Source organism: Oribacterium sp. WCC10, assembly GCF_900113415.1.
Lineage (GTDB): Bacteria > Bacillota > Clostridia > Lachnospirales > Lachnospiraceae > Oribacterium.
The window spans coordinates 19,747-33,439 of the sequence record NZ_FOPH01000028.1 but is presented as its reverse complement, the minus strand read 5'-3'; the positions used below and the strand labels follow the sequence as shown (position 1 = coordinate 33,439).

At 40.3% G+C, this 13,693-nt stretch carries 16 protein-coding genes and 1 tRNA gene; 5 read left to right on the top strand and 12 right to left on the bottom strand.

Going from position 1 to position 13,693, the window contains the following annotated elements; translation table 11 throughout:
- Positions 1 to 81 precede the first annotated feature (81 nt).
- From BM294_RS14485 to BM294_RS14455, 7 genes are all read right to left on the bottom strand, one after another.
- A complete protein-coding gene (locus tag BM294_RS14485; protein WP_091209686.1) occupies positions 82 to 1,050 on the bottom strand; it encodes a helix-turn-helix transcriptional regulator in 969 nt (322 codons plus the stop codon).
- Between the two features lie 261 nt (positions 1,051 to 1,311).
- Positions 1,312 to 1,902 (bottom strand): RNA 2'-phosphotransferase, encoded by a 591-nt coding sequence (locus BM294_RS14480; protein WP_091209684.1) that lies wholly within the window; start codon positions 1,900 to 1,902, stop codon positions 1,312 to 1,314.
- A 5-nt stretch (positions 1,903 to 1,907) separates the two neighbouring features.
- Positions 1,908 to 2,300 carry a response regulator gene (locus tag BM294_RS14475; RefSeq protein WP_091209682.1) on the bottom strand — a complete coding sequence of 131 codons (393 nt, stop codon included), beginning with the start codon at positions 2,298 to 2,300 and terminating at the stop codon, positions 1,908 to 1,910.
- Between the two features lie 51 nt (positions 2,301 to 2,351).
- The gene (locus BM294_RS14470; protein WP_175494713.1) at positions 2,352 to 3,005 is read right to left on the bottom strand and encodes a metal-dependent hydrolase; all 654 of its coding nucleotides are present in this window, start codon (positions 3,003 to 3,005) and stop codon (positions 2,352 to 2,354) included.
- 200 nt (positions 3,006 to 3,205) lie between these two features.
- Positions 3,206 to 3,293 (bottom strand) — tRNA-Ser (locus tag BM294_RS14465).
- Between the two features lie 249 nt (positions 3,294 to 3,542).
- Positions 3,543 to 3,797, bottom strand: coding sequence for a helix-turn-helix domain-containing protein (locus BM294_RS14460; RefSeq protein WP_091209678.1), 255 nt, complete (start codon positions 3,795 to 3,797; stop codon positions 3,543 to 3,545).
- A gap of 43 nt (positions 3,798 to 3,840) precedes the next feature.
- A complete protein-coding gene (locus tag BM294_RS14455; protein ID WP_091209676.1) occupies positions 3,841 to 5,055 on the bottom strand; it encodes an RtcB family protein in 1,215 nt (404 codons plus the stop codon).
- A 933-nt stretch (positions 5,056 to 5,988) separates the two neighbouring features.
- On the opposite strand from BM294_RS14455, the gene BM294_RS14450 reads away from it, so the two are divergent.
- From BM294_RS14450 to BM294_RS14435, 4 genes are read left to right on the top strand one after another with little or no spacing between them, the layout of a single operon-like run.
- Positions 5,989 to 6,312, top strand: a complete 324-nt coding sequence (locus tag BM294_RS14450; RefSeq protein WP_091209675.1) for a hypothetical protein — start codon at positions 5,989 to 5,991, stop codon at positions 6,310 to 6,312.
- Positions 6,313 to 6,317: 5 nt separating this feature from the next.
- Positions 6,318 to 7,721, top strand: coding sequence for a Y-family DNA polymerase (locus BM294_RS14445; protein ID WP_091209673.1), 1,404 nt, complete (start codon positions 6,318 to 6,320; stop codon positions 7,719 to 7,721).
- A 54-nt stretch (positions 7,722 to 7,775) separates the two neighbouring features.
- Complete coding sequence (locus tag BM294_RS14440; RefSeq protein ID WP_036613528.1) at positions 7,776 to 8,030, top strand: hypothetical protein; 255 nt, start codon at positions 7,776 to 7,778, stop codon at positions 8,028 to 8,030.
- Between the two features lie 49 nt (positions 8,031 to 8,079).
- Positions 8,080 to 8,706, top strand: coding sequence for an SOS response-associated peptidase (locus BM294_RS14435; RefSeq protein ID WP_091209671.1), 627 nt, complete (start codon positions 8,080 to 8,082; stop codon positions 8,704 to 8,706).
- Between the two features lie 62 nt (positions 8,707 to 8,768).
- Here BM294_RS14435 and BM294_RS14430 read toward each other — a convergent pair whose 3' ends face one another.
- From BM294_RS14430 to BM294_RS14415, 4 genes are all read right to left on the bottom strand, one after another.
- Positions 8,769 to 8,984 (bottom strand): helix-turn-helix domain-containing protein, encoded by a 216-nt coding sequence (locus tag BM294_RS14430; protein ID WP_091209669.1) that lies wholly within the window; start codon positions 8,982 to 8,984, stop codon positions 8,769 to 8,771.
- A 482-nt stretch (positions 8,985 to 9,466) separates the two neighbouring features.
- Positions 9,467 to 10,801 (bottom strand): extracellular solute-binding protein, encoded by a 1,335-nt coding sequence (locus tag BM294_RS14425; RefSeq protein ID WP_091209667.1) that lies wholly within the window; start codon positions 10,799 to 10,801, stop codon positions 9,467 to 9,469.
- 105 nt (positions 10,802 to 10,906) lie between these two features.
- Positions 10,907 to 11,734 (bottom strand): carbohydrate ABC transporter permease, encoded by an 828-nt coding sequence (locus tag BM294_RS14420; protein ID WP_091209665.1) that lies wholly within the window; start codon positions 11,732 to 11,734, stop codon positions 10,907 to 10,909.
- Positions 11,735 to 11,747: 13 nt separating this feature from the next.
- Entirely contained in the window at positions 11,748 to 12,629 is an 882-nt protein-coding gene (locus tag BM294_RS14415) for a carbohydrate ABC transporter permease (RefSeq protein ID WP_044996705.1), read from the bottom strand.
- Between the two features lie 248 nt (positions 12,630 to 12,877).
- Here BM294_RS14415 and BM294_RS14410 point away from each other — a divergent pair, with 248 nt between their 5' ends.
- The gene (locus tag BM294_RS14410) at positions 12,878 to 13,399 is read left to right on the top strand and encodes a transposase (RefSeq protein WP_091209663.1); all 522 of its coding nucleotides are present in this window, start codon (positions 12,878 to 12,880) and stop codon (positions 13,397 to 13,399) included.
- On the opposite strand, the gene BM294_RS16485 is transcribed toward BM294_RS14410, so the two are convergent.
- Positions 13,400 to 13,534: a hypothetical protein gene (locus tag BM294_RS16485; RefSeq protein ID WP_255407208.1), complete on the bottom strand. Its 135-nt coding sequence runs from the start codon at positions 13,532 to 13,534 to the stop codon at positions 13,400 to 13,402.
- Positions 13,535 to 13,693 lie beyond the last annotated feature (159 nt).

Here is a 13,693-nt window from a genome sequence, read left to right as displayed (position 1 = left end):
CGTAAAAAAGACATTAACTTATCTTTTTTAATTATAAACGAAATAGAACTCATTTCTATAATGGTGGCAGTATTTTTTATTTTACTTCATAGCATTTTTCAACATTTCCATGTACTCTTCCCGAACGTTCTCAGGTCCGGAAATCCTGATACCTCCAGCAAACTGGAATACCCAGGCATAAAATGTTCGGCTGACTGATACTTTTACAGTTGCTCGAAATGTTTCTTTTGATTCTGGCCTTACGGTAAAATCATCTCCAAAGTGATCCACAAGATTTTTCATCAAAGCATTGTCACAAATCAAATCCACTTCCTGATCAACACCGTCATACATCTTAAAGACCTCTTTGGTAAATGCCGTAAGCTCACATCCATCAGGAAGTGGAACATATTCTTCTGGACAAAGTTCTACACGAAGCATGCGGTCTATACGATATGAGATTACCTTTTCATGTTTCTCAGAATAACCTAAAAGATAGTAATTATCATTGTTCCATAAACAGCAATATGGGCTGCAATAGTATATCTCACCATCGTTCTTAAGTATCTTTTCCTTCTCGGGTGAATAATCAATGTACTGAAAAGAAACTACACTCCTTTTTTCAATAGCTCTTTCAATTACATCCACTACCAGATGAAGATGATTATTATCCGACTTGACCCGGTCTGAAACAAAGATTCGCGGTGACATATGGGATCGCTGATATCTGCTCGCCATAGACCCGATCTTTGATATCATCTCCTCACTGGAATCTGCAGAAATGAATTTAGCTGAAGAAATCGCATCTATTAGCATCTTAAGCTCCGGAAGCTGAAATTTCCGTTCTCCAAGGAAATAAGTATTCTCATGAGACTTTGAAATAATGATATCGGCCTCAAAACTCTCAAGAACCTTAATGTCGTCATCCAATGTATTTCTGGTAATAGAATATCCTTTATCCTGAAGGGCTTTCATTATGGTTTTCTTATCTGCCGGATGTTCCTCATCTGTTTCATCCTGTAGATATCGTAATAGGGCTAAAATACGTCCTTTGGAATTTGGTTTTTCCATTAATTAGCAGCCTCCCTGGTTTACTATATGAAATCATTTTGTCGAAAAATAAAAAATATTTTCATGTTGACTCATTGTACAAAAACCGATACAATGTAGACAAGTCAAAGAGATGTGGCGAGTGCTTCACAGATCTGAAACGATTCGTGATGAAACTAAGAACGGTAGATGAAATGGCGTGTGCTTCATGGATTCGAGGTTCTTTTTTTGTTGGATTCATCAGTTACATACCTAGAAGCTCATCATCGTTACTGCTCATACTTATGGATTCTTCACCACTTTCTTTTTATTCAACCTTTGACTAACAGCCGGTTCATATACTTCTATGAATTCCTTAGGAATATATTTAGCCAGCCATACACCATTTTCCGATATAAAAAACTCATATCCCCCTTCTGCCATCCTTCCGGCATATATCTTGAATACAACCGGTTTCCCATGCCGACTCCCCACTTTAACCGCGGTATCATAGTCTTTTGACAGATGAACATATAATCTTGATTTAGGGATGAGACCATGATCAAGTATAGATGCGACATATTTTTCACCAGTCCCATGCCAAAGTATTTCAGGAGGAGAAGCGTTCTTTAATTCTACATCCACATTTATGGAATGCCCCTGATTGGCACGTATCAGAGTTTTATCATCGTTAAATGAATACCTTTGCTTTTCATCCTCTGATACTATCTTTTCAAGAATTTCCATATCAAGCTTATGTGTTTTATCTATCCCCTTAATAAGTTCACTGACATCTGCCCATCCATGTTCATCAAGACTTATCCCGATGACCTCCGGTTTATGCCTTAATATCAGACTGATGAATTTACTTATTTCCTTTTCTTTCTTATCCATTTTGATCACCTATGTAGTGACAGCCCTCGTACTAACCGTACAAGTTCATGCTCCCAATCCTTATTCTTATCATAATGAACTGAACCCAGTATTCCGGGAATTTCATAATCAACAGTAGAACAAACTATGATAGGAATGTTCCATCCTTTTTCATTCACAAGTTTAATAATCTGCTTACCTGAAGCAGATTCTGCCTCTTTATTTCTTTCTGGATACCACATGTCAGTGATTATAATGTCGTATAGTCTTCCTGCTTTTATCTGTCTTTCTATATTCTTAATGCCATCACTAAGATTATTTACATGATCCAGCTTAAAATCAGAAAAGCAGGCATCTTCCAATGCTCTTTGGATATGGTACTGCTTAATAATGTCATCTTCTAAATGAAGTATATACATCTCTATATTCCTCTTTATTAATTGAATACATCCATCATACCATACCCTGACTCACAAAAAACTTGCTAAAATTCTTTCTATATTATCCAGGCTCCATATATATCCGGAGGGCGTCGTTAATGATGTGATATATGCTGCAGATATCATCATTCCCACAGTCATCAGCAATTCATTTATCAATCCACGTGAAGAACACAGTTTTAAGCTGAAACTTTTCTTCATAGGCCATAGTAACCTTTCACCACGCTTGTTGAGAAGATCTATCACAAGATGTGAGGCAAATCCAATCGCAAAGTAAGGTGCTACTGTTGGAAATATCACTTCAACACAGGAAGTAAACAGAAAAAGTGCAAGAAATGAATGCATAAAGGATCTATGCGGCTGCTTCATACCAAAGATACATAGCCCGATAAATACTGAAAAACCGGAAAGTATACGATATACATTGCTGTCGCTTAAAAGTCTGTTATAAATTCCAAGATGATAATGATATTCTCCAAGAACTACTGCTGCCAGAGCCAGGACACTGGACATAACTATCTTATCTGCTTCCTGATGTGCCTGTGAAGTTCCTGAATCTATATCACTGATAACACCTCCGATGGCAGTTGCTCCCATTCCAGGAACTAAAAGAGACTTCGTCTCCGGTCTTAATATAATAAGTGCTGTTGCAGCACCAACAAAAAAATGGGTCCGTCCAAGCATACTCGTGCCCTCCTTATGTTTATTCCCAGTTGCAATCACACGAAATACGCTCATACGTGCATATTTCAAACTTTTATCTTCAATTATTATACTCGTCATTACCGCATTTACAAGAACATTAGTTTTTACAAATATTATAACTTTAAACACGATTTCAAAAAAATAAGAGGGCAACTGCAAATCATCGCCCTCTTTGATCACGTTTGCGGGTGGATTCGAACCACCGGTGCGGTATCACCGCACACCTCCTTAGCGGGGAGGCACCATCAGCCACTCGGACACGCAAACATACTTGGGTAGGTTGATACTCAAACTGACGCAGACCGAAGTCGCTGGATTTACATCCAGAATTTCCGTCATTTGACCTACCCATAGTGCTCATATCAGGGCGCATACCGTCCAGTGGACGGTAGCTTTGCGCCGACCGGAGTGGAACGGAGATCGAACCTGAATCAATCGATTCGTAGTCGATTATTCTATCCTTTGAACTATACGAGCATGATGGGACCGGCCTTACCGATCCCTGTTTTGTTTTCTTTAAGCGCTAATCTGCATTCTTGCATCAGCTTCTACAACAATTATGTCATCCATAGATACTCCAAAGATCATCGCCAAGGCAACCAAGTTGTCAATTGTAGGCATCGCCGCACCATGCTGCCACTTGTAAATCGCCTGAGGAGTTGTAAACCCAAAGAAATCCTGCAAGTCCTTTACAGACAATCCTGCCTTCTGTCTCAACATTGATATATTTTGTCCTGTTGCCACCATATCGATGGCAGGTAAAGTAATCATTTTATACTCCTGTTCCGGCACTCCGACCAGAACAGGTAGTTCATTAGTCGGATGCCTTAAAATTGTAAATCGGTTTTAGCACTTCAATGACATCTACTGATTCTCTAATCACATCAATGATGTCTTCAAGACTCTTATATGCCATCGGTGCTTCGTCTAATGTATTCTCATTGATTGAAGTGGTGTATACACCCTTCATTGTTTCTCTGTACTCGTCCAGGCTGAGGCTGTTTTTTGCCTTTGTTCTGGACATAATTCGTCCGGCACCGTGTGGAGCTGAATAGTTCCACTCCGGATTCCCTTTACCAACTGCAAGTACACTTCCATCCCTCATATTAATTGGGATCAGTACTTTTTCACCTTCATGGGCAGCTATAGCGCCCTTTCGTAAAATCATTTCATCTGTATCAATATAATTATGAATGGTGTGGAAGCTCTCACCTGCCGTCATACCGGTTCTTTCAAGTAAAATCTCTGCCATCTTTTCCCGGCTTCGTTTAGCGAATGCCTGGCAGATTTCTACATCTTGAAGGTAATCCTCCAGGTATTTTCCCTCCAGATAGCAAAGATCCTCCGGCATACTGGCTTCACTCTCATAAACCTGCCAATGGAGCTGTTTTAACGCCTCTTGTATTTCATTCTTACGTCCCTGCTCCTTGTAGGTTCTGATGATTTCATCACGCTTCTCCAGGTAATCACCATAACCTCGATTCAGATTTATTGCGAGTTTCTGATAATGTTCTGCAACCTGTTTTCCAAGGTTTCTGGAACCAGAATGTATAACCAGATATTTAGTTCTGTCCGCAGATTCATCAATCTCTATAAAATGATTTCCTCCTCCCAGAGTTCCAAGAGATCTTTCCAATCGTTTTGTATCCTTAAGTTCCCTGTAACATGCAAGACCAGAAAGATCAAATCTCTCCTGACGACCTTCCCAGACATTCATACCAGATGGAATGAAATGTGCCGCCTCATCCACTTTTTCAAAATCAATATCGCCTTTTCCAAGATTTACCGTATACATTCCGCATCCGATATCGACGCCAACCACGTTAGGAACTGCCTTGTCAGCTATAGTCATTGTGGTTCCTATGGTACATCCTTTACCTGCATGAACATCCGGCATGATTCGAATCTTGCAACCTTCCGTCATGGCATAATCACACATACGTCTGATCTGCTCGATTGCTTCATCCTCAACAACTCTGGCGTAGCAGATTGCTGTATTTACTTTTCCTTTAATCTCTAATACGTCCATTGTCATTTCCTTTCTCTCAATACATTATGCCCCGCAGGTCGCACGACGTCCGGTGGACGTCGGCTTTGCGACGACCGAAGCGGAGCGGAGACCTCGAACCCCCGACCATCGGATTAAAAGTCCGGTGCTCTACCAGCTGAGCTAACGGAGCATTAAAAAACCGCCTACCCTCATACAAGGTAAGCGGTTTGCAAAACATGTTTATCTATCTGCTACAATCCTAATACTCCCGGATCTTTGCTAAAACAACAATTTCTCGCATTTGCTTAGTCTTATATGAGCGTACCAAAAGAGCTCTACTCTCGAAACGTTTTACGAGTGTAGATTCAGGTCGAGTACTATTCAGACTGTATATACGATTCATTGTTGCCATTTCTGTTTATCCTTTCCGGGAGTATTATTCATTGCTCCGCCTATCTCTTTATATATCGGATATTAACACTAAATTCTTTAGTTGTCATTACATTACGAGTATAAAGACAGTATCACGAAACTCAAAAAGACTCTGTAGCTCTCAGCATTTTTAGCTCGCCGATAATACAAGTACAATCATAAAAATTAATCCCATGAACCCAAACATAGATCCTATACTACTATCAGAATCATTATTTAATTCATCATACTCCACCACCTCTGATGAATAATCATCTTCAGAATCTTTATCTAAATAGGTAGTCTGTCACCAATGGTAGGTAGTTTTTGACAGGCACCTATGGTTTATATTTCTTGTTGATTTCAAAGAACAAACGTGCTATAAATTAATTAATGCCGTACATTTGTTCGGCTGTAAAATCTTTATGCAATAAATCTGTCCGGGAATCGTATTTTGGAAGCTTTTGAACCAAAATTTGCTTTGTTTTACTTAGATAGATAGCGTAAAAAACACTTTTCATACTATTGTGCCGTCTTTTTAGGCGGCGGAATGGAGATTTTATGGATTACATGATCATTGCCGTGGATTTCGACGGGACACTATGTTACAGCAACTGGCCTGAACTCGGAGAACCCAATATACCACTGATAGAATACCTGAAATCTCAGCGTGAATCAGGTAACAAACTGATATTATGGACCTGTCGTGCCGGTGAGGCATTGGATAAAGCTGTATCATGGTGCAGGGAACAGAATCTGGAATTCGATGCCATAAATGACAACCTTCCGGAGATCATAGAGAAGTATGGCAACAACTTCCGTAAGATCACCTGTGATTACTACATCGATGACAGGGCTGTCTTACCGGAAAATGTAAGTGCCTGACTGATATGAAGCTGCAACGTGTTTATATCGCTATAGATATGAAAAGTTTTTATGCATCTGTTGAGTGTGTGGCAAGAGGCTATGATCCGCTGAAAGCCAATCTCCTTGTTGCTGATGCCAGCAGGACTGATCAGACCATCTGTCTCGCTGTATCTCCGGCTTTAAAGGCAATCGGTGTGCCCAGCCGTCCAAGGTTATTCGAGGCAAAGCAGGCCATAAAGAAATATGAAGAACTCCATCATACAAAGGTACTATACATCATTGCTGTACCACGTATGCTTGAGTATGAAAAGATCTCTGCACAGATTTACGGCATATACCTTAAATACGTAGCATCTGAGGATGTTCATGTATACAGCATTGACGAGTGTTTCATCGACTGTACACCATATCTTCATTTCTATGAGACAGCTGCAAGGAGATCCGGAGAAACACCTGCCCATGTCATGGCACTGACCATGATCCGGGATGTCTTAAAAACAACAGGCATCACAGCAACTGTTGGAATAGGCACCAACCTTTATCTTGCAAAGGTCGCCATGGATATCGTCGCTAAAAAGGCTCCGGCAGACAAAGATGGTGTACGTATAGCATCACTTACGGAAGATTCTTACAGATATCTTCTCTGGGATCACAGGCCTCTCACCGATTTCTGGCAGATAGGTCAGGGTAAAGCCAGAAGACTTGAACGTGACCATATGTATACCATGGGAGACATAGCAGAGAGGACTCAGTGGGATGAGGAATGGTTCTATAAGACCTTCGGTATAGATGCCGAGATACTTATCGACCATGCCTGGGGTATCGAGCCTGTCACAATGTACGATATCAAGCATTACAAGACAGACACTCATTCCCTTTCCAATGGTCAGGTACTTCCAAGACCCTATAAGTATGATGAAGCCTGCATTGTATTCAAGGAAATGATCGATATCCTTTGTGCAGACATGTATCGTAAGAATCTTGTGTCACAAAGGTTCACCTGGTGGATAAGCTATGATTACAAGAGTCTTGAATACTTTCCGGGATATGATGGAAAGCTGGCCATTGACTGGTATGGGCGGATTCATCCTGCTCATTCAACCGGTACTGTAAATTTAAGAACCGCGACCAATACTTCAAAACTTGTTATTGGAAAGATTATGGATGATGTCGCAAAAAAGAGTGACCACAGGATACTTCTGCGGAGACTTGGTATATGTGCCTGTGATGTGGTCGATGATAAAGGTATGTATCAGATGGATCTCTTCACAGACTACGAAGCTGAGGATAAGGAACGGAAATTACATGCCGCACTGCTGGATGTCCGTACAAAGTATGGTGCCAACGCCATGCTGAAAGGTATGAACCTTCTCGAAGGTGCTACTACCATCGAAAGAAATAACCAGATTGGTGGACATAAGAAATAGCCATCCTGGTTATTTCTTATTATGTAATATACTTATATCAAACGGAGAACTACCATGGATAGTGAAGATAACCTTATTCCGACTCTCTCCTTCCGATACAAGCATGTCTATGAGAAAGGGAAGCCGGTACATAACAAAACAGACAGTTTTACCTTAAAACATCCTCCCATGGATCTGGGAAGACGTGCAAAGATCTTCAGTCCTTTTGATGCTCTTAAGGGATTTAGTGAAGAACTCATACGGACTGAGACAGAAATCGAAGATATATACACAAACCATGAATTTGAGCCTATAGTAGAATTCCCTTAATAGAATCCTATAGTAAGGAATTTCTTCTATACCATCATGAGGAGATACCATGTGCACACGATACGCTTTGGAGAAAGATCTTCCCGAATTAGCTGACATAACTGCATTCGTGTCAAGATTCCTGCTTACCCAGAAATTTATAGATACACACGCGAGACCATTGATCACCAATGGTGAAGTCCGCCCTACTGATATCGTACCGGTCATAGCTCCAAATTCCAAAGGTCAGAGAAGTGCTTTTCCAATGCAGTGGGGATTTCTTGCAAAAGATAATAAAAGGACTCTCTTCAATGCGCGGGTTGAGACAGCCGGTATCAAACCGACCTTTAAAGATGCATGGATGTCCCATAGATGCATCATCCCGGCTTCCTACTACTACGAGTGGGAACACATGAAAAGTATCGATGGGAAGGTGAAGACAGGACAAAAATATGCCGTTCAGCCTAAAGGGCATACCATTACCTGGCTCTGCGGACTATACAGAATTGAAGAAGGATACCCTGTTTTTGTCGTATTAACAAAAGAACCAACTGCAGAACTTGCCAAGATCCATGACCGTATGCCGGTCATGCTTCCGGAAAACCTGATAAACGATTGGATTAATCCCTCGTCAAATCCTGATGAGATAATACGGTATTCACTGTCTGATATGGTCATAGAAAAAGCTGATGGATAGTTAATTGCCCATCAGCTTTTCATCATGTACAATATTTATACTGTTTCTGACTCACATATATTTCACAACCTCCCCGCCATATATATCTCCAATGCCTTACCAAACTCCTTAAGTACCGATACTTTGATATCTATCTTGTCTGTTTCATATGCAGATATCATTTGCTTGGAAGTGAACATCTTCTCAGCCAGATCCTCCTGACTCATCCCTTTTCTCTTTCTGATGATCCTGATTCTCTTTCCTACAGAAAATGTGCTGTTTGTGTCTTCTTGTCTCATATTTCCACTCCTTTTACGGAGTCCTTCAAACGGAAATACAACCACGCCAGGAGCCAAAACAACAAAAATGAGTCTGCAAAACTCAATAAAACCTATAAACCCATATGGATTTATCAGTTATATATCTCCGTTTTGCAGACTCCATGATGATTCCCGGCCAGCATTAAGCACGCCTTCGTCAAATTGGTTCTTTTTGCCTTATAGTAGTTCTCAAATAAATATTCTGTGGATTTTTTTATAATATAAATATGTTCTACATACTCTTCTGAATTTCCAAAACATAATCCAGTGAAAGCTTATAAGAAGCTGATATGTACACATATCTGTCATCTCTGTTTATTCCGTTTGAATTGTAATTGATAGAACGTTTCGGATTTTTTTCGTTCATGCGTCTTTGATTGTTTAACTGTACTATGACTGTATTTTCGGTCGTTTCTAATGTTTATTCGGCAAAAATTTTTATGTTTTTTTATGAACCAGATTTATGACAGCTCTCTCATTGCTTCTTCCGCCTTCTTCTGTGCTTCTGACAATGCTTCTTCCGCCGGTATATTCTCCAGCTCCACCTGATCAGCTGCGATCTTTAGTGCATCGTAAATCTTTCCTCCTGTTGGGTCTATAGGAAGCACTGAAGCGTGCTGTGATTGTTGGAGTGGAACTGTTATCTCAGGATGCTCTTTCACATAATTATGATAGCTCTCAACACTATCCATATTCTTGCATACGGGTACATATCCAGTTCCCATTGACCATACTGCCTGCTGTTCAGGGCTCGTAAAGTACCGTATAAATGCTGCAGCTCCGGTCTTCTCCTTCTCACTTGAGGATTTGACGATAACAAAATCTTTGGCCTCTGCTGTCGGGCTGGAAGCATTGGAACCGAAACCCGGCTGCTCCAGAGCGCCAACAAGAGTGAAATCCAGATCTGCCTGGTCTCCGGAGGAACCTGTATAACCTGCCGCCGTTCCGGACAAGGCATCATCCATAGTCTTGTACCAGTACTCCCAGCCTTGTCCACCGGAATGAATCTTCATGATTTTGTCCTCATGGATCCACTTCCTAAAAGCTTCAAATACCTGGATCCACTCCGGGGAATCGATGGTGACTTCCTTGCCATCCGAACTAAACATGGAAGCTCCGTTGGAAAATGCTACATCAATGAGGTTGTCCGGTCCCCACATAGGCTCCCAAACGTACTCTATTCCGGAAGATGTAAACCTCTCTTTTTGATCCGCCAAATCCTGCCAGCTCTTGATGGATTCCGGATTCACACCTGCTTTCTCAAAGGCTTCCCTATTATAATAAAACACCTGTGTTGTTCCGTATGCCGGAAACATATAGAGCTCATCCCTATCTCCTTTACAGCTGTCAATAAATACATCAATGTAGTCATCAAGTGAAAATGAAGGAGTGGATTTTAGCTGCTCTCCTACATTTTCCAGAATCCCTTTTCCTGACAGATAATGAGAAGCTTCCGTTTCAAGAAGCACAAGATCAGGAGAGACATTTCCGGCCAATGCTGCCTGCAATCCCTGATAGGTTTCATCATAGCTTGCTTTAACCACAGGTTTTATCACATACTCATCCTGGGAAGCATTGAAGGAATCAATGATGTCAGCCATGACCTTTACTGCTGTTTTTCCGCCGGCATACCAGTATTCAATCTCTGTCCTCTCCTTTTCTGCCTTTGGAACCTGCGAAGCATTTTCTCCGGAACATCCGGAAATTGCAGTTATGACTGACAGGATAATCAAGGGACTAATGAAACGTTTAATGTTGTTTTTAAGACTTCTTATTTTTATACTGCTTATCTTCATGTTATTAAACTCCTTTTCATATATGTAAGTGCGGCGATGTCCGGAATACGCTGCATTACGATCAATTTTTTAAGCTGTCACACCCATGAGTCTTTGAGTATTTCTTTACCCCTTTACGCCGGAATCACCTGATATTCCATGTATGATGACATGAGATGCACAGATATACATAAGGACCAGCGGCAGGATAACGATGGAATCTGCAGCCATTATCAAAGGCCATTTTGTTCCGTAAGCCCCATCGTCTATAAAGAAGCTCCGCACTCCCTGGGAAACCTGATAAAGTCTGGAATCAGTAGTAATAAGCGCCGGCCACATATAGTTGTTATATAGACTGATAAAGGAAAGTAAAAAGAAGGTGATAAATCCAGATCTCGCCAAGGGGAAAACCACTTTCCAGAGTATTTTCCAGTCTGTAGCCCCATCAATTTTTGCTGCATCTACAAAGTCCTTCGGTATCTCAAGGAAATTCTGTCTGAGGAGAAATATACCAAAAAGACTGACTGATTGAGATAATATAAGCCCTTTGTATGTATTCAGAAGATTAAGTTTTGAGAGAACTATATATGAAGGTATATATGTAGCTGCTGAAGGCAGCATATACGTAAAAAAGATAATGTAGTACAGGAGCTTTTTACACCTGAATTTTAAAAAAGTAAGTGCATAGGCAAGCATTGCCCCTGTGATTATCTGGTATAGTGACGTAACTACAGAGATAAGCATGCTGTTTTTTATATAAAGTGGTACCGGTGATTGGAACAGTACATATCCTATATTCTCCAATGTGAAAGAAATACCTTTTCCATTGCCGGGCACAAAAGTCATAAGATAATCGTTTAGTCCCGACAGGAGCATCCAGATCAGCGGGAATACTGCGATGAAAGAACCTATGGATAAGATTACCCTTCTCACCATGTTTTTAACCTGCGACATCAGATCACCTCCCTTATCGACTGCTCTCCTTTTTTGACAAAATCATGAATTGAACTGCTGATATAGAAACTGTAATTATGAGGATAATTATGGCTGTGGCTGAGGCTTTTCCTGTATCGAATTCCTCAAATCCCAGTTGATAGAAATAGTAGATCAAAGTTCTGGTGCTCCCGGAAGGTCCGCCCTGGGTGAGTATTTGGATCTGATCATAGGCCCGTATTGAACTAACGGTTCCTGTAAATATCAGAAACAGAATCGTGTTCCGTATTTCCGGTAATGTGATGAACCATATTTTCTCAAGTGTCCCTGCACCATCCATAGAGGCCGCTTCAAACAGGCTTTTCGGTATCCTGTGTAAAGCTCCCAGAAAGATCACCATGGCATAACCTGCTGATTTCCATACTGTTACAAGCATCACAGATATCAATGCCACTTTGGAGCTGGTTAACCATGGAACTTTAGAAACATTGAGATATGATAGGATTTGATTTAAAAAACCCTGATCCGTGTCAAAAAGGAAAATCCACACGATGGATATAGCTACGGTGGGTGTCACCCAGGGACTGAACAGAAGTATCCTGAATATAGGATGCTCTTTTTTGTGTGAATAAATAAGCTGTGCTAATGTAAATCCGATGAGCATCATAGGCAGGACCGTGCCTATTGTGAATGCCAATGTATTTAAGAGACATTGATAAAACCTGATATCTTTGAATATTGAGATATAGTTTTTAACTCCCAGAAACCTGATCCTGCTTAATTCTGTCATATAATCCCAGTTGGTAAAGCTGATTCCAAAGGTTACAAAGATGGGTATAAACCAAAACAGTAACATCGGTATACATGCAGGAAGGATATACAATGATATTTTGATAGGAATAGTTTTGTTCATCATGTTCACATTTGCTTTTCTTGTTCATTTTTAGTACCGTATTGCGAATTATGAACATTATATGCATAATGAAAAACTTGTCAATCATTTTCTTTGCAATTTTTGACATTTTGATCCGCCCTATTGACTCCAGTAACTTTTTTAATTGTTATTTTAGAATGGAATATAGATAAATTCATTGTATAAATATAGACCGGTACTGCCTAGAAATATCCAGTCAGTACCGGTCTTATTCTGTAAATCCATTTTTTATGGAGCTGAGCCAATTTCTTAAGGAGAATGATCCCGAGACCACCGCTATCAGAAAAGCTAAAGCGAAAGCAGAAGAAATCAAAAACTCTGCCTATGCACTTGGAAAAGCTCCGGAGAACCTTACTGAAAAACAGCAGTTACGATTAGAGATGATTGCCCAAAATAATGACCGTCTCTATCGTGCTTACCGGTTAAAAGAAATGCTTCGTTTACTTCTCAAAATCAAGGATGTTGATGAAGCTGAAGCAACTCTTAAACGATGGCTGTGGTGGGCATCCCATAGCAGGATACCTGCTTTCAAAGAACTGTATCAAAAAATCAAACGGCATAAAGACCACATTTTAAATGCCATAAAACTGGGTATGAGTAACGCACGCATTGAAGCAACTAATAACAAGATAAAGTTGATTATCCGTAAGGCTTATGGATTTCGAAACATTCAAAATATGTTGGATATGGTATACCTTGTTTGCTCAGATTTAAAGGTTCCACTTCCTAACAGAAAACTTAAAGCCGCATAATCAGCACAAATACTGGGGTTGTGGGTATTTTTTACCCACCATTACCCCTGAAGAGCCGGATTTCTTAACCTTTTCCACCTCAAAGCCATCTTTCTCACATATACTCGATATCCATTCAAAATCTCTTGTTGCCAATTGAATCATTCCTCCACATAATCTTCCCTCACAAACAATTATGAAAAGAACCAAGATTAAAGCTTTCGCAATAATCAAAAATCCAGTATGCTTTTATCAAGAAACAAGATTGTCACTTAATTAACATACCACTGTATAATAACAGATTTCGCGGAGATA

Coding starts and splice junctions, on each gene's coding strand:
- BM294_RS14480 (WP_091209684.1), bottom strand. CDS start 1,902: ATGGATAAGAAAGAAAAGGAAATAAGTAAATTCATCAGTCTGATATTA.
- BM294_RS14425 (WP_091209667.1), bottom strand. CDS start 10,801: ATGAAGATAAGCAGTATAAAAATAAGAAGTCTTAAAAACAACATTAAA.
- BM294_RS14430 (WP_091209669.1), bottom strand. CDS start 8,984: ATGAGACAAGAAGACACAAACAGCACATTTTCTGTAGGAAAGAGAATC.
- BM294_RS14470 (WP_175494713.1), bottom strand. CDS start 3,005: ATGCTTGGACGGACCCATTTTTTTGTTGGTGCTGCAACAGCACTTATT.
- BM294_RS14455 (WP_091209676.1), bottom strand. CDS start 5,055: ATGGACGTATTAGAGATTAAAGGAAAAGTAAATACAGCAATCTGCTAC.
- BM294_RS14415 (WP_044996705.1), bottom strand. CDS start 12,629: ATGATGAACAAAACTATTCCTATCAAAATATCATTGTATATCCTTCCT.
- BM294_RS14410 (WP_091209663.1), top strand. CDS start 12,878: ATGGAGCTGAGCCAATTTCTTAAGGAGAATGATCCCGAGACCACCGCT.
- BM294_RS14485 (WP_091209686.1), bottom strand. CDS start 1,050: ATGGAAAAACCAAATTCCAAAGGACGTATTTTAGCCCTATTACGATAT.
- BM294_RS14420 (WP_091209665.1), bottom strand. CDS start 11,734: ATGTCGCAGGTTAAAAACATGGTGAGAAGGGTAATCTTATCCATAGGT.
- BM294_RS14440 (WP_036613528.1), top strand. CDS start 7,776: ATGGATAGTGAAGATAACCTTATTCCGACTCTCTCCTTCCGATACAAG.
- BM294_RS14475 (WP_091209682.1), bottom strand. CDS start 2,300: ATGTATATACTTCATTTAGAAGATGACATTATTAAGCAGTACCATATC.
- BM294_RS14460 (WP_091209678.1), bottom strand. CDS start 3,797: ATGATTACTTTACCTGCCATCGATATGGTGGCAACAGGACAAAATATA.
- BM294_RS14435 (WP_091209671.1), top strand. CDS start 8,080: ATGTGCACACGATACGCTTTGGAGAAAGATCTTCCCGAATTAGCTGAC.
- BM294_RS14445 (WP_091209673.1), top strand. CDS start 6,318: ATGAAGCTGCAACGTGTTTATATCGCTATAGATATGAAAAGTTTTTAT.
- BM294_RS14450 (WP_091209675.1), top strand. CDS start 5,989: ATGGATTACATGATCATTGCCGTGGATTTCGACGGGACACTATGTTAC.